This window comes from Streptomyces himalayensis subsp. himalayensis (assembly GCF_013778455.1).
GTDB classification, from domain to species: domain Bacteria; phylum Actinomycetota; class Actinomycetes; order Streptomycetales; family Streptomycetaceae; genus Streptomyces; species Streptomyces himalayensis.
This window is the reverse complement of sequence record NZ_JACEHE010000013.1, coordinates 197,296-218,076: the sequence shown is the minus strand read 5'-3', so window position 1 is coordinate 218,076 and position 20,781 is coordinate 197,296. Positions and strand designations below refer to the sequence as shown.

Genomic DNA, 20,781 nt, shown 5'->3' with positions numbered 1-20,781 from the left:
GAGTTCCATACGACCGGACGCCGGCCCCAACGGCGAAAGACCTGTCCGAGAGGCACCCGCGCCCGCCTCTGTCCCTCCCGCCTCTGTCCCTCCCGCCTCTGTCCCTCCCGCCTCTGTCCCTCCCGCCTCTGTCCCTCCCGCCTCTGTCCCTCCCGCCTCTGTCCCTCCCGCCTCTGTCCCTGCTGCGTCCGTTCCTGCTCCCGCCGCTCTCGTGCGGCGGGAGGCCGCAGGGCGAGCCGTCGCGGTGCTCGTTCTCGTGGCCGTCGCGGCGCTCGTGCCGCTTCTCGGCCCGTCGGCAGCCCTGCACGGCACCGGGGAGGCCGCGGCGCCGGGGGTCGGCGGGGTCGGAGTGCTGCGTATGGTCCTGTTCGCCGCCCTGTGTGTGCAGCTCGGTGAGGCGTTCGCCGCATGGCTGGCCCGGCGGGTGCCGGGGGTCTCGCAGGAGCCGTCTCCGCGCAATTGGGCGCCGTACGCGGCGGGTGCGGGATGTGTGGCGGCGCTGGGGCTCGCCTCGGTCGTGTCCACCGGAAACCTGGTGCCGCAGCAGCTCTCCGACATGGACATCGGCGGGCTTTACCAGACCCGTGACGGTGCGGTGGCGCTGCTGGAGTTCAACGCCTTCCTCGTCGCCGGACTGTGCGCACGCTCGCGCCGGCCCGCGACACAGCTGCTGCCGCTGGCCGCGATCATTGTCGCCGAGGCGCTGCGCGCCCACCCCCCGACGGAGGACACCCCGCTCATCGGGGCCGGCCTGACCCTCGTCCATCTCACGTGCGCCGCCCTGTGGGCCGGCGGGCTGCTGCACGTGCTGCGCCGGATGCGGCTGTGGCGTCAGATCGCGCCCCAGGCCGGTGCGGCGCTTCTCGGGCTGTACGCGCGCGTGGCGATCGTTCTGCTCGCCGCGATCACGACGACGGGGCTGTGCAGCACGCTGCGGCGGATGCCGCCCTCCACGGTCCTCGACCAGCTGGTGACGACGGCCTACGGGCGCGCGCTGCTGGCGAAGGTCCTCCTCGTCGCCGTCGTCACCGCCCTCGCACTGGCCGCGAGGCGCCGCCTGGGGCGGTCGACCCCGGCCGACCGGTACAGCGCGTACGTCCCCGCGCGCGTGGAGGTGGCCGTACTGGGCCTGGTGGTGGCCGTGTCGGCGCTGCTCACGGCGTTGCCGTTGCCCATCCGCTGGTAGCGGCCGGGCACCGCCTGCCGTGGGCGTCGAGCACCCCGCGGGTGAGCAGGTACTGGGCCGCGAGATAGGTGCCCATGATCCACAGATCGGGGAGCGGAAGCTGCGGCCACTCGGCAACGCCGGTCGCGATGAGCGTGTCGGACAAGAGGAAGAGCGCTCCCCCGATGCCCGCCGCGAGCCCCAGCCGACCCGCTCCGTACGCCATGGCCGTCAGCAGCAGGCTGTACGCGGCGACGGGCCCGCGCAGCTCCTCCGGCAGATCCGGCCACAGCAGCGTGACGGTGCCGATGAGCACAACGCCGTATGCGACCGGGAGCCAGACGGCACGCGCGCGTGCGGCGCGGTTCGGCTCCGACTCCGGCTCCACCGCCACCTCCAGCCCCCGCTCCGGCTCCGACTCCGGCTCCGGCTCCGGCTCCGGCTCTGAGATCGCAGGCCGTTTGAACGGCACGAGCCTCGCGAAAGGCACGAGCCTCCCGAAAAGCACCAGGTAGCAGACGTGCCCTACCGCGAACGCCGCCATCCCGGCGAGGAACGCCGGATCGGCCTCGAACAGCAGCAGCGTGTCGCCTGCCCACCCGCACAGCAGCGCCCCGACCAGGAGCCGCGGCCCGCCTCGCGCGGCCGCATGGGCGGCGAGCAGCGGCATGAGCAGCGGCTTGACGACGGTGTGGACCGTATCGGCCCCGGCTGCCAGGGCGACGAGATCGGAGACCGCCGCGAGCGCGAAAGCCCACAACAGCGCGCGGGCGGGCCCCTCGCGGCGGCCGTTCACGCAGCGCCCTCCCCGACCGCAGCGCCATCCCCGACCGTCTGCCGCGCTGCTGCGGACGGTACGGGCTCCGCCGGCTGCCACCCCGGTCCGCGGAACACGCGCCCCGCCCGCTCACGCCAACTACCCGCCGTGCGGAGGTCCTTGGCGATGGCGACGTACTCGTGCGTGGCCACGCGCAACGGGTTGTAGGTCGCGATGTTCTTGGTCAGTCCGTAGGCGGGCCGCTCGGTCTCCGGTACGAAGCTGCCGAACAGCCGGTCCCAGACGATCAGGATGCCGCCGAAGTTGCGGTCCAGGTAGCCGCCTTGGGAGGCGTGGTGGACACGGTGGTGCGACGGCGTGTTGAAGACGAACTCGAAGGCGCGGGGCAGCCTGCCGATGCGTTCGGTGTGGATCCAGAACTGGTACACGAGGTTCACCGACGAGCAGAACGCGAGCGCCGCCGGGTGCACGCCGAGCGCGATGACCGGCAGGTAGAAGGGCCAGACCGTCCATGACGTCCAGGGCTGCCGCAGCGCGGTGGTGAGATTGAACCTGCGGCTGGAGTGGTGGACGACGTGGCAGGCCCACAGGATCCGTACGACGTGGTGGCCGCGGTGCGACCAGTAGTAGAAGAAGTCCTGCCCGAGCAGCATCAGCGGGACCGTCCACCACAGCACGGGCACCCGCAGGGGCGTGAGCTCGTACACCGCCGTGTAGATCGCGACGATCGGGATCTTCCACAGGAAGTCGAAGACGAGACTGCCGAGCCCCATCGTGACACTGGTGGCGGCGTCCTTCGCCTCGTATATGGCGGCGTCCTCGTCGGGATGGAGGCGGACACTCACCATCTCGACGACGGTGAGCAGGACGAAGGCCGGTATGGACCACAGCACGGCATCGGGCAGGTTCGGCATGGGTGCACCGTAGAGGCCTGGGCGTGCGGCGGCCAGACCGTGTTACCGACAAGTATTACCGGCGGTACGGCCCACTTCTTGGTGGCTTCGGCCATTGATCTTCAGGCTGATCTCCGGCCGGCCCTCCCGGCACGGAGGCGGTCGTCCTCTCCGGCATGAAGCCGGCCGAGGCGCTCGCCCGGCGCACCCGTGTGGGTCTCGCCGTGCGGAGTACCGCTGCCGGGCGTAGCGTCACTTTCGGGTGCCTGGTCGCTCACCCGGGGAAACTCTCTTGCCCCCGGGTGAGCGATCGGCCATGTACAGGGCCGTCACCTTCACCAGACGCGGACCGATCCCCCGGGTGCGAAAACCGGACTGGTGGCGTCCGCCGGCGGTTCCTTCAGGGGTTCGTCCAGCTCCTCCACGGTCGGGCCGACCCTCGCCGCGATCGGCTGGAGGAGGGCCAGGTCGAAACCGTAGACGCGGGCCGCGTTGCCGCCCACCATCGCCGCGATCTCATCCCGCGGCAGACCCGCGTACGCGATCCGCAGGCCCTCCCTGGAGTACGGATACGTCCCTTCGTCGTGCGGGTAGTCGCTGCCCCACATGATCTTGTCGAGGCCGATGCGGTCGCGCAGCGGTACCTCGTGCGGGCGCATGAAGCTGGCGCCCACGAAGCAGTTCTCGCGCCAGACCTCGCTCGGGCCCTTGCCCATCGAAGCGGCCAGGCCCGCACCGAACTTGGACTCGGCGGTGGACGCGCGCGTGGCCGCCGCCACCAGCCGCCCGTGGTAGTAGTCCAGCATGTCGAGCACGCCCGGGATCCAGCCCGAGCCCTGCTCGGTGAGGACGAGTTTCAGCTCCGGGTGGCGGCGGAACGCTCCGCCGAACACCAGATGCCACAGCGCCCGGTGCGAGAACCACGTCGTCTCCACCATGAAGACGGCGCGCGCGGCAGGTTCGTCGCCGAGCGGTGGTGAGGCGGAGCCGGCGTGGTGGTTGACGGGTACGCCGAGCTCGGCGCAGGTCGCCCAGATCGGGTCGTACGCCGAGGAGTACAGCTCGGGCAGGCCCGATCCCGGCGGGGTGCCGGGCAGGAGCAGACCGCCCTTGAGGCCCGCGGCCGCCGCCCAGCGGATCTCCTTCACCGCCTCGTCGACGTCGCCCAGGAGGATCTGGAAGACGCCCGCGCGGCGGCCTGGCGCCGCCGCGCAGAAGTCGGCGAGCCAGCGGTTGTGGGCGCGCAGGCCCGCCCAGCGCTGGTCGAACTCCTCGCGGGTCGGCGCGGGGGCCATCAGCGATGCGGACGGGAAGAACGGCGGGATGGTGTTGGGGAAGACGACCTCGGCGACGATGCCGTCCTGCTCCAGCTCGTCGAGGCGCCGGTCGGAGTTCCAGTTCTTGTCGGCGGAGTCGGCGAGCAGGTCCTCGTACGGATTGACGTAGGTGGCCGCCCAGGCGTCGAACGCGTCGTGGTGCCGGGACTCCAGGTACGGCTTGTAGTCGAGGAGGTCGGCGCCCGCGTGGCAGTCGGCGGAGATGACCGTGTAGCGGTCGGTCGTGGGCGGCACGGGGGCTCGATCGGTCGTGGCCGTCTCGGGGGCTCGATCGGTCGTGGCTGTCACGGGGTCTCGGTCGGTCGTCGTCACGGGGTCACCCCCAGGGCCGGGAAGTCGTGGTCGGTCAGCCAGTGGCGGCCCACCTCGCGGGAGCGCGCCCAGGACGCCTCGACGGCCGTCTGGTCTGCGGGCTGGCCCAGTTCGGCCGGTGTCGGGCCGATACGGCCGGCCAGCGGCGTCAGCTTCTCCACGTCGAAGCCGAAGACCTCGGCCGCCGCCAGGCCGAGCATCCGGCGGGTCTCCACGACGGGGATGTCGTGGAAGGTTTTCGCGAGCCACGCGCGCGTGTCGGGCCACGTCCCCTCGGGGTGCGGGAAGTCGCTGCCCCACAGGATGTTGTCGACACCGATCTCGTAGCGCTGGGCGAGTTCGCGGCGCTTGGTGTTGGTGGCGCAGATGAAGACCTGCCGGTCCAGGTACTGGTGCGGGGGCCGCTTCAGCTCGGCGAACGGCGAGAGCTTCTTGCCGCCGTGCGCGCCGAGGTAGAGGCGGTCCATGAACCACAGTAGGTTCGGCAGCCACCAGCAGCCCGACTCGGCAACCCCGAACTTCAGCCCGGGATGCCGCTCGAAGACGCCCGACCAGAGCAGGAACCACAGCGGCCGGGCGGGCCACCAGGTCACCTCGCTCACATAGATGCCCAGGTGGTCGCCGTACTCGTGGCGCGGCGCCGCTCCCGAGTGGGTGACCACCGGCATCCCGCAGTCGGCCGCCGCGGCCCATACGGGGTCGTAACGGCGGTTGTGGTAGGGCTCCTTGTCGACCCACATGGAGGGGATCATGAGGGCGCCGAGTCCGGACTCCTTGGCGCGGTGGATCTCGGCGACGACCTTGCCGGGCTCGGCTGTGACCGGCAGCAGGGCCACACCGCAGTGCCGCTCCGGGTTCTCGGAGACGAAGTCGGCGAGCCACCGGTTGTGGGCCTGCGCGCCCGCCATGCCCAGCTCGGGGTCCTGGTCGCCGGAGAGGCCGAGGCCCACGCCGAAGGGGGCGGCGGTCTGGCTGTCGACGGCGTCGGCGTCCGGGAAGACGACCTCCGCCGCCACTCCGTCGCCGTCGAGTTCCTTGAGCCGCTGAGCGGTGTCCCAACCGCCGCGCAGCCCTTCCTCGTTGTCCTGGAACCACTTGTGCGCGAACGCCTCGTTCCGTATGCCGAGGCGTGTCGCCTCCTCGCGGCGCGCGTCCCGGCCCGCGAGAAAGTCGTCGAAGGCACGATGGAAGCGGGCGTCCAGATAGGGCCGGTACTCCTCGGTGGGGAGCCCGGCGTGGCAGTCGGAGGAGATGATCAGGTACGGGTCGTCGGACCGGTCCTGTGCGTCCTGTGCCTGTCGGGCCGGGTCTGCGTTCCCGTACGTGCCTGTGCCCGCGTCGGTCATGGCGGCTCCCTAGTCAGTCCAGGATGAAGCTCTCGAGATACGAGGGGTTGGCGCGGTCGAGCATGGACTGCGACCTCGCCCGGATCTGCTGATCGCTGTGCTCGCTCGCCGGCAGCAGCCAGAAGCGGTCGTCCCTGATGCCGTCGGCCACCAGGTCCGCCACGTCCTCGACCGGCGTGAACCGCACCTCCTGCCCCGCTTCCCGCATCGCCGTCTCCCACTGGTCGAGGCTGCGGTAGGGGGTCCGGCGGGGCTTCTGCTTGGCGTACCGGGCGGGCCGGTTGCGGTGCGACTCCCACAGGCCGGTGCGCAGCATGTGCGGGCCGGGGAAGAGCACGGAGGCCCCCACGCGCGCGTGCTCCGCCTTCAGATGCGCGTACAGCGACTCGGTCATCGTCACGACGGCCGCCTTGGTGACGGCGTACACGGAGGCGGTGGGCAGCGGGGCGATGCCGCCGTCGCCCGATGAGGTGTTGACGACGTGTCCCGGCTCGCCCGCCGCCAGCATGCGCGGCACGAACGCCTGGATGCCGTGGAAGACGCCCCAAACATTGACGGCGAAGGCCCACTTCCAGTCGTTCGGGTCGTGCTCCCACATGCGGCCCTCGGCGCCCGAGCCGACGCCCGCGTTGTTGCACAGCACATGGACGGTGCCGAAGGTCTCGTACGCCGCGTCCGCCAGGGCGACCACCTGCTCGCGCTCGCCGACGTCGACCACGCGCGCGTGCACCTGCGCCCCGTCCTCGCGCAGCCCCGCGGCCGCCTTCTCCAGGGCGCTCTCCTCCACGTCCGCGAGGACCACCTTGAGGCCGTCCGCCGCGAACCGGCGTGCCATGGCCAGCCCGATACCGCTCGCCGCGCCCGTGACGACCGCGACCTGCCCTGCCCTCAGCTCCATCAGGCCCTCCTCCCTTGTGCCGATCCCTCCGGCGGGCCGTCGAGGACCTGCTGCGGATCGTCGTAGCGCTGATGGATGTACGGCAGCAGCGCCTGCGCGCTCACCCGCTCGGCGACCCTGCCCTTCTGGTCGCTGGTCTTCTCGCCGATGGTGATCTCGACCAGCCGGCGTACGGGCAGATCGGCGACGGGGTCGTACATCGACTCACGCAGCACGACGTCGCCCGTGATCTGCTCCAGCCTGCGTACCTTCTCGTTGCGCACGCAGTGCACCAGCACCGGATCGCCCTCGAGACCCGAACCGTCCACCGCGGGAAGGAACTTGAAGTAGAAGTCGGTCTTCTGCGTCGGCTCCGGAACCGGCAGTTCCCCGCTCACCGCGCCGCGCACCTCGACGAACGCGATGCCGTGCCGCGCCAGCGACGCCCGTACGACGAGGCCGTCCCGCTCGACCGTCACCTCGCCCAGCTTCTTCGGCTCGCCGAAGACCTCGCGGCCGCCGATGAGGGCTCGCTCGTGGGTCATCGGCATGACCAGCGGATACCAGCCCTCGGTACCGTCGTGCGCGGCCGCGACGGCGACCGAGCCCGCACCCAGCGGATAGCCGGGCAGCTCGACCTTGCTGATGTTCGCCCGCACCAGAGGGCGCCCGGTGGGCTTGAGGGGCGGCGGCAGCACGGCCGCCACCGCGTCGGGGTCGCTCTCCCAGACGGCCACCACGCCGGTGGACCAGATGTCGGGCAGTGCGGAGTTCGCGGTGCGCGCGGCGGCGATCTCCGCCTCCGTCCGCGCGCCATACCGTACGCGTGCCATGGGGTACCACCCTTCGTCGACTCTGACGTGCCGGGGGCCCGGCGGCTCGGCCGCTGATGTCACCAGTCGGACGGCCGCCTGTAACACAGTTACAGCGACGCGCGATGAAGGTAAAGAGGCGTGCACGCCGACGACTTGGCCTGACGACTTGGCCGACCGGCGCGCCGGGAACTTGGGGGGATTCATGCCGAGACCGTCACTCAGCCGCGACGAGATCCTGGACACCGCCGCGAACCTGGTGAAACAGCATGGCCCGGGCGCCCTGACGATGCGTAAGCTCGCGGCCGAACTCGGCACGGCGGTGACCTCGATCTACTGGCACGTGGGCAACCGCGAGTCCCTCCTCGACGCCCTCGTCGAGCGCACCGTCGCCGACCTCGGCGAGCTCCGCCCCACCGGCGGCACCCCGGCCCAGCGCATCGTCTCCGTGGCCCGCGCCCTGCGCCGTCGGCTGCGCGACCACCCTCACCTCGTGGCGATGGTGCACGAACGCGGTCTGACCGAGCAGATGTTCCTGCCCGCCCAGGAGGTGCTGGTGCGCGAGGTGCACGCGGCGGGCCTCCACGGTCCTCGGGCCGCCGAGGTGGTACGGGCCGTTCAGTTCCATGTCGTCGGCCACGTCCTCGTCGAGCGCAACCGCGAGCGCGCACCCGTGCAGCGGCCCGGCGAGGAGGAGCTGTGGGGTGCGCGCACGGCGGACGGCGATCCTGCGCTGGCACGCGCGCTGGCCGCGCCCATCGACACGGAGAAGGTGTTCACCACGTCCATACGGGCACTGGTGACCGGGCTGCTCGAAGCGCCGCCCCGCGGAGCCGGAACTGGAGCGACCGTCAATTGAGCCGCCACCTAGCGCAAATGAGACAGATCCGGAGAACCAGGGGCGTCCGGGTCCGTCCACAGGCGAGCCGGGTCCGTCAACAGGGCAATGGGATACGCCCCGTCGAGGGCCGCTGGTGACGACCCGTACGAGGGCTGTCAGTCAGGGCCCGTATCCTCAGTGACCATGCTCGAAGACCGCCACCGCACGACCGCAGCGCCCGCGGCACCATGGCCGGCCGCGTATCCGAAGGGGTACGCGGTCGTCGACGTGGAGACCACCGGCCTCGCCCGGGACGACCGGATAGTGTCGGCCGCCGTCTACCGGCTGGATGCGCGCGGCGGGGTCGAGGACCACTGGTACACGACGGTCAATCCCGAGCGCGACCCGGGGCCCGTATGGATCCACGGTCTGACGAGTGACGTGCTGTCGGACTCACCTCTCTTCGGCGACATCGCCGAGGAGTTCGCGGACCGGCTCGCCGACCGCGTCCTCGTCGCGCACAACGCCGCCTTCGACTGGTCGATGATCGCCCGGGAGTACGCGCGCGCTGAGCGCACTGCTCCGGTGCGTCAGCGCCTGTGCACCATCGCGCTCTCCAAGGAGCTGGGCCTGCCCCTGCCCAACTACAAGCTGGAGACGCTGGCCTCGCACTTCGGCGTCGTACAGCAGCGCGCCCACCATGCACTGGACGACGCGCGCGTGCTCGCCGAGGCTTTCCGGCCGAGCCTGCACGCCGCCGCGCGGGACGGGGTGCGGCTGCCGCTGCTGGAGTGCCGGCCGCTCACCGAGTGGGCGGACCGGCCGGCCACGCCCCGGATCGGCCGTCAGGCCTCGTACCAGCCGGGCGGTTGGCGGCCCTCGCGAAAGCGGCCGCCGTGCCCTTATCCCAACCCCGGGCGTTACGAACCAGGCAAGCCACTCAAACAGGGCATGCGTGTGGCGTTCTCGGGCGACACCTCCGTCGAGCGCGAGCTGCTCGAGGACCGGGCGGTCGAGGCCGGGCTGCACGTCGCGACGAGCCTGTCCCGGCTGACCAGCCTGCTCGTCACGAACGACCCGGACTCCGGCACCTCCAAGACCACGAAGGCGAAGCAGTTCGGCACGCCGGTCGTGGACGAGGCCGCCTTCGGGCAGCTCCTCCACGACGTCGCCCCGGCGTCGGACGGCTGATTGCCGGGCGACCGGGTGATTGCCGGGCGACTCGCCTCCGGATGGCTCGCCGCCTCCGCCCCCGCACTCCACGCTGTGGCGCATGGCACGTTGTGAGGTCTGCGGAAACGACTACGGGATGTCGTTCGAGGTGCACGCGCAGGGCGCGGTGCACGTCTTCGACTGCTTCGCGTGCGCCATCCACCGCATGGCGCCCCTCTGTGAACACTGCCGGGTCCAGATCATCGGCCAGGGAGTCGAGGTCGACGGCCACTGGTTCTGCGGGGCGCACTGTTCCCGCGCGGAGGGGAAGGTGGGAATCGTCGACAAGGTGTGAGCCCGCGCCGGGGTACGTGGCCCCCTACGGGAGACCCTCCCGTAGGGGGCCGATCGGTGCCAGGTACCGTCAATGGGGTGTACCGCTTCCTGTTGTCCCGGCAGTGGGTGATCCTCACCCTTGTGACCCTGGCGCTCATCCCCACGATGATCCAGCTGGGCTTCTGGCAGCTGCACCGGCACGAACACCGTGTCGCGCAGAACAAGCTGATCTCCGACGCGCTGTCCGCGCAGCCGGTGCCCGTGGAGCAGCTCACCTCGCCGGGGCACACCGTGCCCCACTCCGAGCTGTACCGGACGGTGACCGCGACCGGGACGTACGACACCGCCCACGAGGTCGTCGTGCGGCGCCGCACCAACTCCGACGACGAGGTCGGCTTCCACGTCCTGACGCCGTTCGTCCTCAAGGACGGCCGGATGCTCCTCGTCAACCGCGGCTGGATCCCCGCGAACGGTCCGCAGACCGCCTTCCCGAAGATCCCCGCGCCCGTGAAGGGCGAGGTCACCGTCACCGGGCGGCTCATGGCCGACGAGACGACCGCCGAGAGCGGCATCAAGAACGTCCAGGGGCTGCCCGACCGGCAGATCATGCTGATCAACAGTGAGCAGGTGGCGAAGAGCCTCGGCGGCGGGCAGGTGCTCGGTGGCTATGTCGCACAGGTGTCGCCCGAGCCCAAGGGGGACAGTCCCGAGCTGATCTCGGAGCCCGACCACAGCAGTATCGGACCGCATATGGCTTATGCGATTCAGTGGTGGCTGTTCGCGGCCGGGGTGCCCGTCGGGTGGGTGGTTCTGGTTCGCCGTGAGCGGCGGGACAGGGCTGAGGCGGCCGCGGAGTCGGCGGAGGCGCCGGAGCCGGCCGCCGTTTAGCTCGTGCGGTTTTCCCCACCCGCCCCTGCCCGCAGCATCCGATATGCGGCTCCGCCGCGTGGCATGGGCTCCGCCCCTGGACCCCGCTGCGGGCTCCGCCCCCAGACCCCCCTGATCGCCCTGACGGGCTCGTCCTCAACATGCCGCCGTGCGGTCGGGGCGCGCTCCAGCCGGGTTCGGTCACCCGGCCAGACGCCCGTTCGGGTTGGCATCGGTCCCCGCCGGGAACCCGCCAGACGTGCACCGACCCATCGAGGACTACGCGTTGATCGGCGACCAGCAGACGTCCGCTCTTGTGAGCAGGGACGGCTCCATCGACTGGCTGTGTCTGCCCCGCTTCGACTCGCCCGCCTGTTTCGCCGCGCTGCTCGGCGACGAGGAGAACGGGCACTGGCGTATCGCGCCGAAGGACGCGGGCCCCTGCACCCGCCGTGCCTACCGCCCGCGCACACTGGTCCTGGACTCGGTCTGGGAGACCGACAGCGGCACGGTCCGCGTCACCGATCTGATGCCGCAGCGCGACCGCTGCCCCGATGTCGTACGCGTCGTCGAGGGCCTCTCCGGCGAGGTCACGATGCGCAGCACCCTCCGGCTGCGCTTCGAGTACGGCTCGGTCATCCCGTGGATGCGCAGGTCCGACGGCCATCGCGTGGCGGTGGCGGGCCCCGACTCGATGTGGCTGCGCAGCGACCCCGAAGTGCGCACCTGGGGCAAGGACTTCGGCACGCACTCGGAGTTCACGGTCGCCGAGGGCGCGAAGGTGGCGTTCGTACTCACCTGGCACCCCTCCCACGAGCCGCGCCCACCGCAGTGCGAGCCGCACAAGGCGCTGGCGGACAGCGTCGAGGACTGGCAGGCCTGGGCGGACCGGTGCCGGTACAAGGGCCCGCACGCGGATGCGGTCGTCCGCTCCCTCATCACCCTCAAGGCCCTCACGTACGCACCGACCGGCGGCATCGTCGCCGCGGCCACCACCTCGCTCCCCGAGGAGATCGGCGGCGTCCGCAACTGGGACTACCGCTACTGCTGGCTGCGCGACTCGACGCTCACCCTGGGGGTGCTGCTGGCGGCCGGCTACCAGGAGGAGGCCAAGGCGTGGCGGGACTGGCTGCTGCGCGCGGTCGCGGGCAGCCCCGGGGACCTGCAGATCATGTACGGCCTGGCAGGCGAGCGCAGGATCCCGGAGTTCGAACTGCCGTGGCTGCCGGGCTATGCGGACTCGGTCCCCGTGCGCATCGGCAATGAAGCGGTGCAGCAGCTGCAGCTCGACGTGTACGGCGAGGTCGTCGACTCGTTCATGCTGGCGCGCCAAGCGGGCCTGCCGGCCATGCCGCACGCGTGGCAGGTGCAGCGCCGCCTGCTGGAGTTCCTGGAGTCCGTCTGGCAGCAGCCCGACTCCGGGCTGTGGGAGGTCCGCGGCCCCCGCCGCCACTTCGTGCACTCCAAGATCATGGTGTGGGTGGCCGCCGACCGGACCGTACGCGCGCTGGAGGCGGACCCGAGGCTGCGTGGTGACATCAACCGCTGGCGCGCGATGCGGGACGCCGTGCACCGCGAGGTGTGCGAGCGCGGCTACGACCCGGACCGGAACACGTTCACGCAGTTCTACGGCTCCCGCGAACTGGACGCCGCGCTGCTGCTCATTCCGCGCGTCGGATTCCTGCCGCCCGAGGACCCTCGGGTGACAGGCACCATCGAGGCGGTACGCAAGGAGCTCAGCCACGACGGTTTTCTGCGCCGCTACAGCACGGATGACCAGACGGACATCGACGGACTGCCCGGCAGCGAGGGCGCGTTCCTCGCCTGCTCCTTCTGGCTTGCGGACGCGCTGCATCTGACGGGGCGCCCGCAGGAGGCCCAGGAGCTGTTCGAACGGCTGGTGGGGCTCTGCAACGATGTGGGCCTGCTCGCGGAGGAGTACGACCCCGTGAACCGCAGGCAGCTCGGGAACTTCCCGCAGGCGTTCAGCCATATCGGCCTGGTGGGGGCCGCTTTCACCCTGTTCGGGACGGAGGAGGCAGGATAGGGCCATGGATCTTGGACTGAAGGACCGTGTCTACGTCGTCACCGGAGCCACCCGGGGCCTGGGCAACGCGGCGGCGCGCGAGCTCGTCGCGGACGGCGCGAAGGTCGTCATCACCGGCCGGGACGAGAAGCGCGTCGCCGATGCCGCCGCCGAACTGGGCCCGAACGCCGTCGGTGTGGCCGCCGACAACGCGGACTCCGCCTCCGCCGGACGCCTCGTGGCGGCCGCGCGCGAGCGCTTCGGGGGCTTCGACGGCGTACTGATCAGCGTCGGCGGACCGGCTCCCGGTTCCGCCGCCGACAACACCGACGAGCAGTGGCAGGCGGCGTTCGAGTCCGTCTTCCTCGGGGCGGTGCGACTGGCCCGGGCGGCCGCGGCGGAGCTCGGCGAGGGCGGCGTCATCGGCTTCGTGCTCTCCGGATCGGTGCACGAGCCGATCCCCGGGCTGACGATCTCCAACGGCCTGCGCCCCGGCCTCGCAGGCTTCGCCAAGTCGCTCGCCAACGAGCTCGGCCCTCGCGGCATCCGCGTCATAGGCCTGCTGCCGTCCCGTATCGACACGGACCGCGTCCGGGAGCTGGACGCCCTCTCCCCCGACCCGGAGGCCGCCCGCGCGGCCAACGAGGCGAACATCCCGCTGCGCCGTTACGGCACCCCGGAGGAGTTCGGCCGCACGGCGGCGTTCCTGCTGTCGCCGGCGGCGTCGTATCTGACGGGGATCATGCTGCCGGTGGACGGCGGAGCCCGGCACGGGTTCTGACACACGCCCCTTTTGAGGCTCGGTTCGCGTCCGGAGCGGCAAAGCCCGGCTCATCGCCACAGTGGTACGGGGTGCCGAGCGGCTTCTCACGTGACCCGCTCCGCGCGGTGCCTGACCGCGCGGAGCTGGACCTCGGCAGGCAGCCGGTCCAGCCCTGCCGAGCCGCGCGCGTGCGCCAGTACCTCGCCGGCCAGCCTCCGCAGCGCCTCTCCGGGCGCGGCGAACGGCTCCAGTACCATCCGCACCCGTGCCTCGGGCGCGTTGCGCCGTCCGGTCAGGGTGGCGTGCGCCCGCTCCACCCCGTCGAGCGCTCCGGCCTCGCTCGCCAGCACGGACTCCAGGGCCTTGCCCCGCAGCAGCGCCCCCTCGCCGTCGCCGGTGTCGACCAGCACCTCGGCCAGCCGGCGCCGACGCAGCTGGACCGACAGCCACCACAGCGCGAGCAGCACCGACACCGCGAGCACGGCAATGACGGTGGGCCACCACCAGCCTTCGTCCCGCCATCTCGTCTGGTCGGCTTCGCTCAGCAGCACGTCGCGCTTCCCGTCGTGGATCCACCACGACGGCGGGGTGACGCCGAGACCGACGGCGAGCACCGAACCACCCAGCACGAGCAGCACGAGACCGGCGAGCCCCAGCAGCACACGGTTGACCGTCCCCAGCACGGCACTCACCCCTTCTTACCGGGCCGGCGGACGTGCACGGAGAGGGCGGGCGCCCGGCCGAGCCCCAGCTCTCTGATGCCGTCCGCGAGTACGGTGTCCAAGTCGCCCCGTACCTCGTCGAGTTCACGGAAGTGCGACACCGCGCGGACGTCGACCTTCCTGCGCCTCACGCGCACCCGCGCCGACTGCACTCCGGAGACCTCCATGGCCCGGTCGCGCAGCACCATGGCGGCGGCGTCGCGGTGCAGTCCGGACCGTACGTCCGGGTGCACACGCCGCATGGGCAGGACCGCCCTCCGGCCCGGTGTGGTGGCGAGCACCAGCAGCCACAGACCCAGGGCCGCTGCCACCCCGGCACCGATCAGCACCCAGAGGTTGTCGAGGGGACGCTGGGCGAGCTCGCGGGCGAGGGTCTTGCGCCACTGCATCGCGGGCCGGTCCGCGCGCACGGCCGCGATGTCGTACAGCATCAGCCCCGCACCGGCGAAGACCAGCAGCGCGAGCAGCGCCGCGGGGATGCGGCGGGCCGACCAGAAGCGTCGGGGCCTGCCGTCGTCGCCCTCGGCGGTGGGCAGCGGCTCGTACGCGGCCGCGGATGCGGACTGGTCGAGGTCGCTCGGCGCCGCGCCGGGCTCCCGCTCCACGACCGGAAGACGCTGGGTGCTGCCGCCGGCGGAGCCCGACGGGCCCTGGGACTCGCTCACCGTGTCCTCCCCTGTGCGGCGCTGCGCGCATGTGCCGAGTGCAGCCGCTCCACCTGGACGGCCACCTCGGGCACCTCCATCCCCGCCAACGTTTTTACCCGCTCGGCGACGTGCCGACGCACAGCGCCGCACTGGCGTCCGATGTCGGACGGATAGTCGAGCTCGAGGCTGATCCGGACGCGGGCGGTCCGGACGCGGCCGGTCTCCTGGTGCACGGTGACCGTCGCATGCGGCGGCTCACCGCCCTGGGGCACGGCGTCCAGCGCCTCACGTGCCGCCCACGCGGCGATCTTGGCCACGACCCGGTCGGCGATCCGGGTCGCGCCGCGCTCTGCAGGCTCGACGGACTGACCGGGCAACGGCGTCACCGCCGCCGTTCGCCGCGGGTACGGAAGAATTCACCGGGTTCCAGGTCCCCCTCCGCGAACCGCCCGGCGACGAATCCGACAGCGCCGAGCGCCGCCACCAGGAGGAAGGCTCCGAAACCGCCGAAGTATCCGGCGAACCCCAGCGCCATTCCGGCGATCAAGCCGATCATGGCCATGTTCATTGTGCGCTCCTCTGCGAGAGCCTCGAGAGCGTGCGGCAGGGGGGACGCCCGCGTCGACGGCGGGCGTCGCTCACTGACCAGGAACGCTCGCTACTGCAGCCTCGTCTCGGGCTCTTCTTCCTCTTCCTCCGGGAGCTTCACATCGCTGACGGCGATGTTGACCTCCACAACCTCAAGCCCCGTCATGCGCTCGACAGCCGCGATCACGTTCTCCCGTACGTCGCGGGCGACGTCCTCGATCGATACGCCGTAGACGACGACGATCTCCAGGTCGAGCGCCGTCTGCACCTCGCCGACCTCTGCCTTCACCCCGCGCGTGACGGACTTGTCACCCCCGCCGGGCACCCGCTCGCGCATGGCGCCGAAGGTCCGGGAGAGACCGCTGCCCATCGCATGGACGCCGAAGACGTCGCGCGCCGCGAGCCCTGCGATCTTCTCGACGACGCCGTCGGCGATGGTCGTACGTCCCCGGGTGCCGGGGTCGCCGCCCCCGCGCCGCACCGGGCCGCCCGTCCTGCCCCGCTCATCCGGCGATGCCTTCTCGCGAGGCTCCGGGCCTTTCTGCTGTGTCGTCTCAGTCATCGCCGCTCATCCTTTTAGGAAACTTTTGGGAGGGGATGTACTCCCTTGTCCACACTAAGCGCGGTTTCCCTACTGCGCGCCAGAGATGCGGCAGGCTGGAGCAATGACGGCGGACCGATGGACACAGGCGGTGCGGCGGCAGCTGGGCCTGGGCAGACTGCTGCCCCTCGGTGGGCCGCGCGACGGGGCTTGGCTCGCTGAATCGGCGGCGGACTCCGTACTGCGCGCGGCGGCGGACGAACAGCCGGGTATCCGCCTCGGCGTCCTCCGCATCGCACCGGCGGACCCCGACGCCGGACAGACACCGGCCGTACCGCCGCCCCCGAGCGCCCTGCCGCCCGGCCCACTCCGTATCACGGCGGAGTTCGCCGCGACACCGACCGACCCCCTCCCGACCACGGCCGACCGCCTGCGCGGGACGCTGTTCACCACGGCAACAGAGGCGATCGGCCTGACCGTCACGGACGTGGACCTACGGGTGACGACGCTCCTCGACGCGGAACCATCGGCCCCGGAACCCTCCGGCCCGGAACCCTCGGCGGCGGAACCCTCGGCGGCGGAACCTTCCGCTGCGGAATCTTCCGCCAGGGAGGCGCGCGGGGGCGAAGGGGTCGCGCCACCCGCGGACGGGCGCGCGGGCGAAGACGCGGGGGCCGGCCCTGAGCAGCTCGGAGACGCGCGGTCCCCCGCTGGGCCCGGCCATGCGGGCGCGGGCGAGGCCACGGGGGCGGGTCCCGAGCAGCCCGGGCAAACGCGGTCCCCCGGCGCGCCGGGCCATGCGGGCGAGGGCCCCGAAGGCGCTGCGGACGCGCAAGCGGAAGGGCACCCTGCTGGCGGAGAGCGGGCCGCGGAGTCGGGGCAACCTTCGGGTGCCGCCGAGGGGCAGGCCACGGAGTCGCGGCCACCTTCAGGTGCCGCCGAGGGGCAGGCCGCCGAGGCGGCGGAGACGTCGGATGCCGGCGGTGACGAGGCCCAGGTGTCTGCGGCGGTGCTGGCGGTGCCCGGTGTGGTCCGGCTGACGGGCACGCTCGGCGGCCGCGGGCGCGCGGTCCATATCGACGAGCATCCGAGGGCGACGTCCGGGGCGGCCCTACCGCGCCGGCACGTACGCGTGGAGCTGGCGGCGTCACGCGACCACCGCACTCTGGACGTGGCGCTCGCGGTCCGCGCGGCCGTCAGCGAGGCCCTGCCGAACCACCCCACGGTTGCGGTACTGGTGACAGAACTGACGTGACCACGTGCAGGGGTACCGACGCACCAAGCACCGAGGATTCTCGGCCCTCACCAGTGACAGCCTGACCCACCCGAAGCCGGGCACACGCCGCCCGCCGGTCCCGCCGGCGGGCAAGCAGGCGTCGCCAAACAGGCGTCACCACCGACGACGGCACCCTCCGGCGGGCGGCGGAGGCGCTGGTCGGCAGGCACGTGGACGGCAGCCGACACGACCCGCAGGCGACGCGCCGACCATCAGCGCGGCGAGCTGGCGGCAGGGCTCAGTCGCCCATCCCCGCCAGGTCCCGCAGTCGGCGGGCCTGGGCGGCGCGCTCGGCGGCGCGCTGGGTGTCGTAGTCGCGCACCGTCGCGCCCTGGAGCAGCGCCTTCGTCTCGATCACCGCGTCCCGGGGCGCCGCGAGCAGCGCGGCCGCGAGGTCACCCGCCGCGTCGTCGAGCTGGTCGCCGGGCACGACAAGGTTGGCGAGGCCGATGCGCTCGGCCTCGTCGGCGTGGACGTAGCGGCCCGTGGCGCAGATCTCCAGCGCCCGGGCGTAGCCCACGAGCCCGACGAGCGGATGCGTCCCGGTGAGGTCGGGGACCAGTCCGAGGCTGGTCTCGCGCATGGCGAACTGCACATCGTCGGCGACGATCCGCAGATCGCAGGCGAGAGCAAGCTGAAAACCCGCTCCGATGGCATGGCCCTGCACAGCGGCGATGGTCACGATGTCGCTGCGCCGCCACCAGGTGAACGCGTCCTGGTACTCGGCGATCGCCGCGTCCAGCTGCTCGTCCGAGCCCCGCGCCAGATCGATGAACGACGGCTCCCCGTCGAACCCTTCGGGCGTGAAGGCCTGCCGGTCGAGGCCCGCGGAGAAGGACTTGCCCTCGCCACGCAGCACGACGACCCGGACACTGCCCGGCAACGACCGTCCGGCCTCGGCCAACGCCCGCCACAGCGCGAAGTTCTGGGCATTGCGCTTGGCTGGATTGGCCAACGTCACCGTGGCGATCGCCTCGTCGACGGTGAGCCGCACGCCGTCCTTGTCGAGAACCGGGTCGAGCGAAACCATGGGGCGCCTCCGATGGAATGCAGTCGGACAGGGTGCCGTACCCGGTCACCCATAAGTGACTGCACAGTAACCACCCGGTCGATCAGCCAACCGACCGGGTGGCCACCACCGAAGCCTGGAACCCCCGGAGCGAGGGGGATTCCGCGAGCCGGGAGGCCTCCGTCGTCAGGACGCGGCGGCCTTCTTGCCTCGCGTTGCCCCGCCGCGTCCCCGCAGCGTGACCCCGGACTCGCTCAGCATCCGGTGTACGAAGCCATACGAGCGGCCGGTCTCCTCGGCCAGTGCCCGAATGCTTGCACCGGAGTCGTACTTCTTCTTCAGGTCTGCCGCGAGCTTGTCGCGCGCGGCGCCGGTCACCCGGCTGCCCTTCTTCAGAGTCTCGGCCACCCGTGCCTCCTCATGGGAAGTGCGCTCTGGACTCTCATGATCACCCCTCCGGAGCTTCCTGGCCACCCATTCGGCAAGGTCCGTGCGACAAGGTTTGGGCCCACGGAACAGATCACCACGAGCGGAATTTCAGATTCCGGGAACCGTTTCGGCCCGCGCTTCCCGAATTCACGAGCTAAGCGGCAGGTCAGAGCCGCGTTACGGCGCGGCTGCGCCCCATGCCTGATCCGGCCCCAAAATCGATGTACGACACACCGCTGTATGAGGAGATCTCACACAGATGATGGATCACGGATCGGCCGAATGATCCATAGCCAGTGGATCAGCGAATTCGATCAAGCAGGGCTCGGCGGCGCCTGACCGAAAACCGAGCAGGAAACGGCGAGGAAAATGATCATGTAGGGCCCTGGAAACCACTCAAACACGGGCCCGCAGCCGGTCAGGCCAGCGCGACGAGGTCCGCGTAGTCGGCGCCCCACAGGTCCTCGACGCCGTCCGGCAGCAGAATGATCCGCTCGGGCTGGAGCGCGTCGACGGCTCCCTCGTCGTGCGTGACGAGGACGACCGCGCCCTTGTACGTACGCAGCGCGCCGAGGATCTCCTCGCGGCTGGCCGGGTCGAGGTTGTTGGTCGGCTCGTCGAGCAGCAGGACGTTGGCCGAGGAGACCACCAGCGTGGCGAGCGCAAGGCGGGTCTTCTCGCCGCCGGACAGCACACCGGCCGGCTTGTCGACGTCGTCGCCGGAGAAGAGGAAGGAACCGAGGACCTTCCGCACCTCGACCAGGTCCATGTCGGGCGCGGCCGAGCGCATGTTCTCCAGCACCGTGCGGTCCGCGTCGAGCGTCTCGTGCTCCTGCGCGTAGTACCCGATCTTCAGGCCGTGGCCCGGTACGACCTGGCCGGTGTCGGGCTTCTCGACCCCGCCGAGCAGCCTGAGGAGCGTGGTCTTTCCGGCGCCGTTGAGGCCGAGGATGACGACCCGGGAGCCCTTGTCGATGGCCAGATCGACGTCGGTGAAGATCTCCAGCGAGCCGTACGACTTGGACAGGCCCTCGGCCGTGAGCGGCGTCTTGCCGCACGGTGCGGGCTCCGGGAAGCGCAGCTTGGCGACCTTGTCCGCCTTCCGCTCCGCCTCGAGACCTGCGAGCAGCTTGTCCGCGCGGCGGGCCATGTTCTGGGCGGCGACGGTCTTGGTGGCCTTGGCCCGCATCTTGTCGGCCTGGGCGTTCAGCGCGGAGGCCTTCTTCTCGGCGTTCTGGCGCTCGCGCTTTCGGCGCTTCTCGTCGGCCTCGCGCTGCTGCTGGTAGAGCTTCCAGCCCATGTTGTAGACGTCGATCTGCGAGCGGTTGGCGTCCAGGTAGAACACCTTGTTGACGACCGTCTCCACGAGGTCGACGTCGTGGGAGATGACGATGAAGCCGCCGCGGTAGGTCTTCAGGTAGTCGCGCAGCCAGACGATCGAGTCGGCGTCGAGATGGTTCGTCGGCTCGTCGAGCAGGAGGGTGTCCGCGTCCGAGAAGAGGATGCGGGCCAGCTCGATACGGCGCCGCTGACCGCCGGAGAGCGTGTGCAGCGGCTGGCCGAGCACCCGGTCGGGCAGGTTCAGCGCGGCGGCGATGGTGGCGGCCTCGGCCTCGGCGGCATACCCGCCCTTGGTGAGGAACTCCGTCTCCTGCCGCTCGTACTGCTTCATCGCCTTGTCGCGGGTGGAGCCCTTGCCGGTGGCGATGCGCTGCTCGTTCTCGCGCATCTTGCGGATCAGGGTGTCGAGGCCGCGGGCCGAGAGGATGCGGTCGCGCGCGAGTATGTCGAGGTCACCCGTGCGCGGGTCCTGCGGCAGATAGCCGACCTCTCCGGAGCGGGCCACGGTGCCGGCGGCCGGGATGCCCTCTCCCGCGAGGACCTTGGTGAGCGTCGTCTTGCCGGCGCCGTTGCGGCCGACCAGGCCGATGCGGTCGCCCTTGGCGATACGGAAGGTGGCGGACTCGATGAGGACGCGGGCACCGGCGCGCAGCTCGATACCGGAGGCGGTGATCACGGACAGACTCCTGGGCAGGGTGGACGGCGGGATGGGCGGCTGAGGCGGATCACGCCGTCTAATGCGTG

22 protein-coding genes are annotated in these 20,781 nt (G+C 71.3%); 8 read left to right on the top strand and 14 right to left on the bottom strand.

Annotation, left to right across the window (positions count from 1 at the left end; all coding sequences use genetic code 11):
* The first annotated feature begins 211 nt into the window (after positions 1-211).
* Positions 212-1,186, top strand: a complete 975-nt coding sequence (locus H1D24_RS22140; protein ID WP_181659371.1) for a CopD family protein — start codon at positions 212-214, stop codon at positions 1,184-1,186.
* Here the strand turns inward: H1D24_RS22140 and H1D24_RS22135 are convergent.
* From H1D24_RS22135 to H1D24_RS22110, 6 genes are all read right to left on the bottom strand, one after another.
* Complete coding sequence (locus tag H1D24_RS22135; protein WP_181659370.1) at positions 1,155-1,961, bottom strand: lysoplasmalogenase; 807 nt, start codon at positions 1,959-1,961, stop codon at positions 1,155-1,157. The genes H1D24_RS22140 and H1D24_RS22135 overlap by 32 nt on opposite strands.
* A complete protein-coding gene (locus tag H1D24_RS22130; RefSeq protein WP_181659369.1) occupies positions 1,958-2,857 on the bottom strand; it encodes a sterol desaturase family protein in 900 nt (299 codons plus the stop codon). The genes H1D24_RS22135 and H1D24_RS22130 overlap by 4 nt, the downstream gene beginning before the upstream one ends.
* Before the next feature lie 314 nt (positions 2,858-3,171).
* Positions 3,172-4,407: an amidohydrolase family protein gene (locus tag H1D24_RS22125; RefSeq protein ID WP_181659423.1), complete on the bottom strand. Its 1,236-nt coding sequence runs from the start codon at positions 4,405-4,407 to the stop codon at positions 3,172-3,174.
* Between the two features lie 74 nt (positions 4,408-4,481).
* On the bottom strand, positions 4,482-5,831 hold the full coding sequence (locus tag H1D24_RS22120) for an amidohydrolase family protein (protein ID WP_258564230.1): 1,350 nt from the start codon (positions 5,829-5,831) through the stop codon (positions 4,482-4,484).
* Positions 5,832-5,844: 13 nt separating this feature from the next.
* On the bottom strand, positions 5,845-6,729 hold the full coding sequence (locus H1D24_RS22115; protein WP_181659368.1) for an SDR family NAD(P)-dependent oxidoreductase: 885 nt from the start codon (positions 6,727-6,729) through the stop codon (positions 5,845-5,847).
* Complete coding sequence (locus H1D24_RS22110) at positions 6,729-7,541, bottom strand: acetoacetate decarboxylase family protein (RefSeq protein WP_181659367.1); 813 nt, start codon at positions 7,539-7,541, stop codon at positions 6,729-6,731. Before H1D24_RS22110 ends, H1D24_RS22115 begins: the two co-directional genes overlap by 1 nt.
* A 184-nt stretch (positions 7,542-7,725) precedes the next feature.
* On the opposite strand from H1D24_RS22110, the gene H1D24_RS22105 reads away from it, so the two are divergent.
* From H1D24_RS22105 to H1D24_RS22080, 6 genes are all read left to right on the top strand, one after another.
* A complete protein-coding gene (locus H1D24_RS22105; protein WP_181659366.1) occupies positions 7,726-8,379 on the top strand; it encodes a TetR/AcrR family transcriptional regulator in 654 nt (217 codons plus the stop codon).
* A gap of 165 nt (positions 8,380-8,544) precedes the next feature.
* Positions 8,545-9,531, top strand: a complete 987-nt coding sequence (locus H1D24_RS22100) for a DEDDh family exonuclease (RefSeq protein ID WP_181659365.1) — start codon at positions 8,545-8,547, stop codon at positions 9,529-9,531.
* Positions 9,532-9,613: 82 nt separating this feature from the next.
* Positions 9,614-9,847 (top strand): metallothionein, encoded by a 234-nt coding sequence (locus H1D24_RS22095; RefSeq protein ID WP_181659364.1) that lies wholly within the window; start codon positions 9,614-9,616, stop codon positions 9,845-9,847.
* A 77-nt stretch (positions 9,848-9,924) separates the two neighbouring features.
* Positions 9,925-10,716: an SURF1 family cytochrome oxidase biogenesis protein gene (locus H1D24_RS22090; RefSeq protein ID WP_181659363.1), complete on the top strand. Its 792-nt coding sequence runs from the start codon at positions 9,925-9,927 to the stop codon at positions 10,714-10,716.
* Positions 10,717-10,954: 238 nt separating this feature from the next.
* The gene (locus H1D24_RS22085) at positions 10,955-12,742 is read left to right on the top strand and encodes a glycoside hydrolase family 15 protein (RefSeq protein WP_181659362.1); all 1,788 of its coding nucleotides are present in this window, start codon (positions 10,955-10,957) and stop codon (positions 12,740-12,742) included.
* Positions 12,743-12,746: 4 nt separating this feature from the next.
* Entirely contained in the window at positions 12,747-13,502 is a 756-nt protein-coding gene (locus H1D24_RS22080; protein WP_181659361.1) for an SDR family oxidoreductase, read from the top strand.
* Positions 13,503-13,588: 86 nt separating this feature from the next.
* Here the strand turns inward: H1D24_RS22080 and amaP are convergent, their stop codons facing one another.
* From amaP to H1D24_RS22055, 5 genes are all read right to left on the bottom strand, one after another.
* The gene (amaP, locus tag H1D24_RS22075) at positions 13,589-14,176 is read right to left on the bottom strand and encodes an alkaline shock response membrane anchor protein AmaP (RefSeq protein ID WP_181659360.1); all 588 of its coding nucleotides are present in this window, start codon (positions 14,174-14,176) and stop codon (positions 13,589-13,591) included.
* Positions 14,173-14,871, bottom strand: coding sequence for a DUF6286 domain-containing protein (locus tag H1D24_RS22070; protein ID WP_181659359.1), 699 nt, complete (start codon positions 14,869-14,871; stop codon positions 14,173-14,175). The genes amaP and H1D24_RS22070 overlap by 4 nt, the downstream gene beginning before the upstream one ends.
* On the bottom strand, positions 14,868-15,239 hold the full coding sequence (locus H1D24_RS22065; protein WP_181659358.1) for an Asp23/Gls24 family envelope stress response protein: 372 nt from the start codon (positions 15,237-15,239) through the stop codon (positions 14,868-14,870). The genes H1D24_RS22070 and H1D24_RS22065 overlap by 4 nt, the downstream gene beginning before the upstream one ends.
* Positions 15,236-15,421, bottom strand: coding sequence for a hypothetical protein (locus tag H1D24_RS22060; RefSeq protein ID WP_181659357.1), 186 nt, complete (start codon positions 15,419-15,421; stop codon positions 15,236-15,238). The genes H1D24_RS22065 and H1D24_RS22060 overlap by 4 nt, the downstream gene beginning before the upstream one ends.
* 90 nt (positions 15,422-15,511) lie before the next feature.
* Positions 15,512-16,003: an Asp23/Gls24 family envelope stress response protein gene (locus tag H1D24_RS22055; RefSeq protein ID WP_181659356.1), complete on the bottom strand. Its 492-nt coding sequence runs from the start codon at positions 16,001-16,003 to the stop codon at positions 15,512-15,514.
* Positions 16,004-16,106: 103 nt separating this feature from the next.
* Between H1D24_RS22055 and H1D24_RS44110 the strand changes: the two genes are divergently transcribed.
* The gene (locus tag H1D24_RS44110; RefSeq protein ID WP_181659355.1) at positions 16,107-17,237 is read left to right on the top strand and encodes a hypothetical protein; all 1,131 of its coding nucleotides are present in this window, start codon (positions 16,107-16,109) and stop codon (positions 17,235-17,237) included.
* A 259-nt stretch (positions 17,238-17,496) separates the two neighbouring features.
* Here the strand turns inward: H1D24_RS44110 and H1D24_RS22045 are convergent, their stop codons facing one another.
* From H1D24_RS22045 to H1D24_RS22035, 3 genes are all read right to left on the bottom strand, one after another.
* On the bottom strand, positions 17,497-18,288 hold the full coding sequence (locus tag H1D24_RS22045) for an enoyl-CoA hydratase/isomerase family protein (protein ID WP_181659354.1): 792 nt from the start codon (positions 18,286-18,288) through the stop codon (positions 17,497-17,499).
* A 165-nt stretch (positions 18,289-18,453) separates the two neighbouring features.
* Positions 18,454-18,675, bottom strand: coding sequence for a helix-turn-helix domain-containing protein (locus H1D24_RS22040; protein WP_018533414.1), 222 nt, complete (start codon positions 18,673-18,675; stop codon positions 18,454-18,456).
* Positions 18,676-19,114: 439 nt separating this feature from the next.
* Entirely contained in the window at positions 19,115-20,713 is a 1,599-nt protein-coding gene (locus H1D24_RS22035) for an ABC-F family ATP-binding cassette domain-containing protein (RefSeq protein ID WP_181659353.1), read from the bottom strand.
* Between the last annotated feature and the right edge of the window lie 68 nt (positions 20,714-20,781).

Bases quoted from the DNA above. Each gene is read 5' to 3' on its own strand.
- H1D24_RS22130 (WP_181659369.1), bottom strand. From the start codon at position 2,857: ATGCCGAACCTGCCCGATGCCGTGCTGTGGTCCATACCGGCCTTCGTC.
- H1D24_RS22120 (WP_258564230.1), bottom strand. From the start codon at position 5,831: ATGACCGACGCGGGCACAGGCACGTACGGGAACGCAGACCCGGCCCGA.
- H1D24_RS22115 (WP_181659368.1), bottom strand. From the start codon at position 6,729: ATGGAGCTGAGGGCAGGGCAGGTCGCGGTCGTCACGGGCGCGGCGAGC.
- H1D24_RS22110 (WP_181659367.1), bottom strand. From the start codon at position 7,541: ATGGCACGCGTACGGTATGGCGCGCGGACGGAGGCGGAGATCGCCGCC.
- H1D24_RS22105 (WP_181659366.1), top strand. From the start codon at position 7,726: ATGCCGAGACCGTCACTCAGCCGCGACGAGATCCTGGACACCGCCGCG.
- H1D24_RS22100 (WP_181659365.1), top strand. From the start codon at position 8,545: ATGCTCGAAGACCGCCACCGCACGACCGCAGCGCCCGCGGCACCATGG.
- H1D24_RS22095 (WP_181659364.1), top strand. From the start codon at position 9,614: ATGGCACGTTGTGAGGTCTGCGGAAACGACTACGGGATGTCGTTCGAG.
- H1D24_RS22080 (WP_181659361.1), top strand. From the start codon at position 12,747: ATGGATCTTGGACTGAAGGACCGTGTCTACGTCGTCACCGGAGCCACC.
- H1D24_RS22060 (WP_181659357.1), bottom strand. From the start codon at position 15,421: ATGAACATGGCCATGATCGGCTTGATCGCCGGAATGGCGCTGGGGTTC.
- H1D24_RS22055 (WP_181659356.1), bottom strand. From the start codon at position 16,003: ATGACTGAGACGACACAGCAGAAAGGCCCGGAGCCTCGCGAGAAGGCA.
- H1D24_RS44110 (WP_181659355.1), top strand. From the start codon at position 16,107: ATGACGGCGGACCGATGGACACAGGCGGTGCGGCGGCAGCTGGGCCTG.
- H1D24_RS22045 (WP_181659354.1), bottom strand. From the start codon at position 18,288: ATGGTTTCGCTCGACCCGGTTCTCGACAAGGACGGCGTGCGGCTCACC.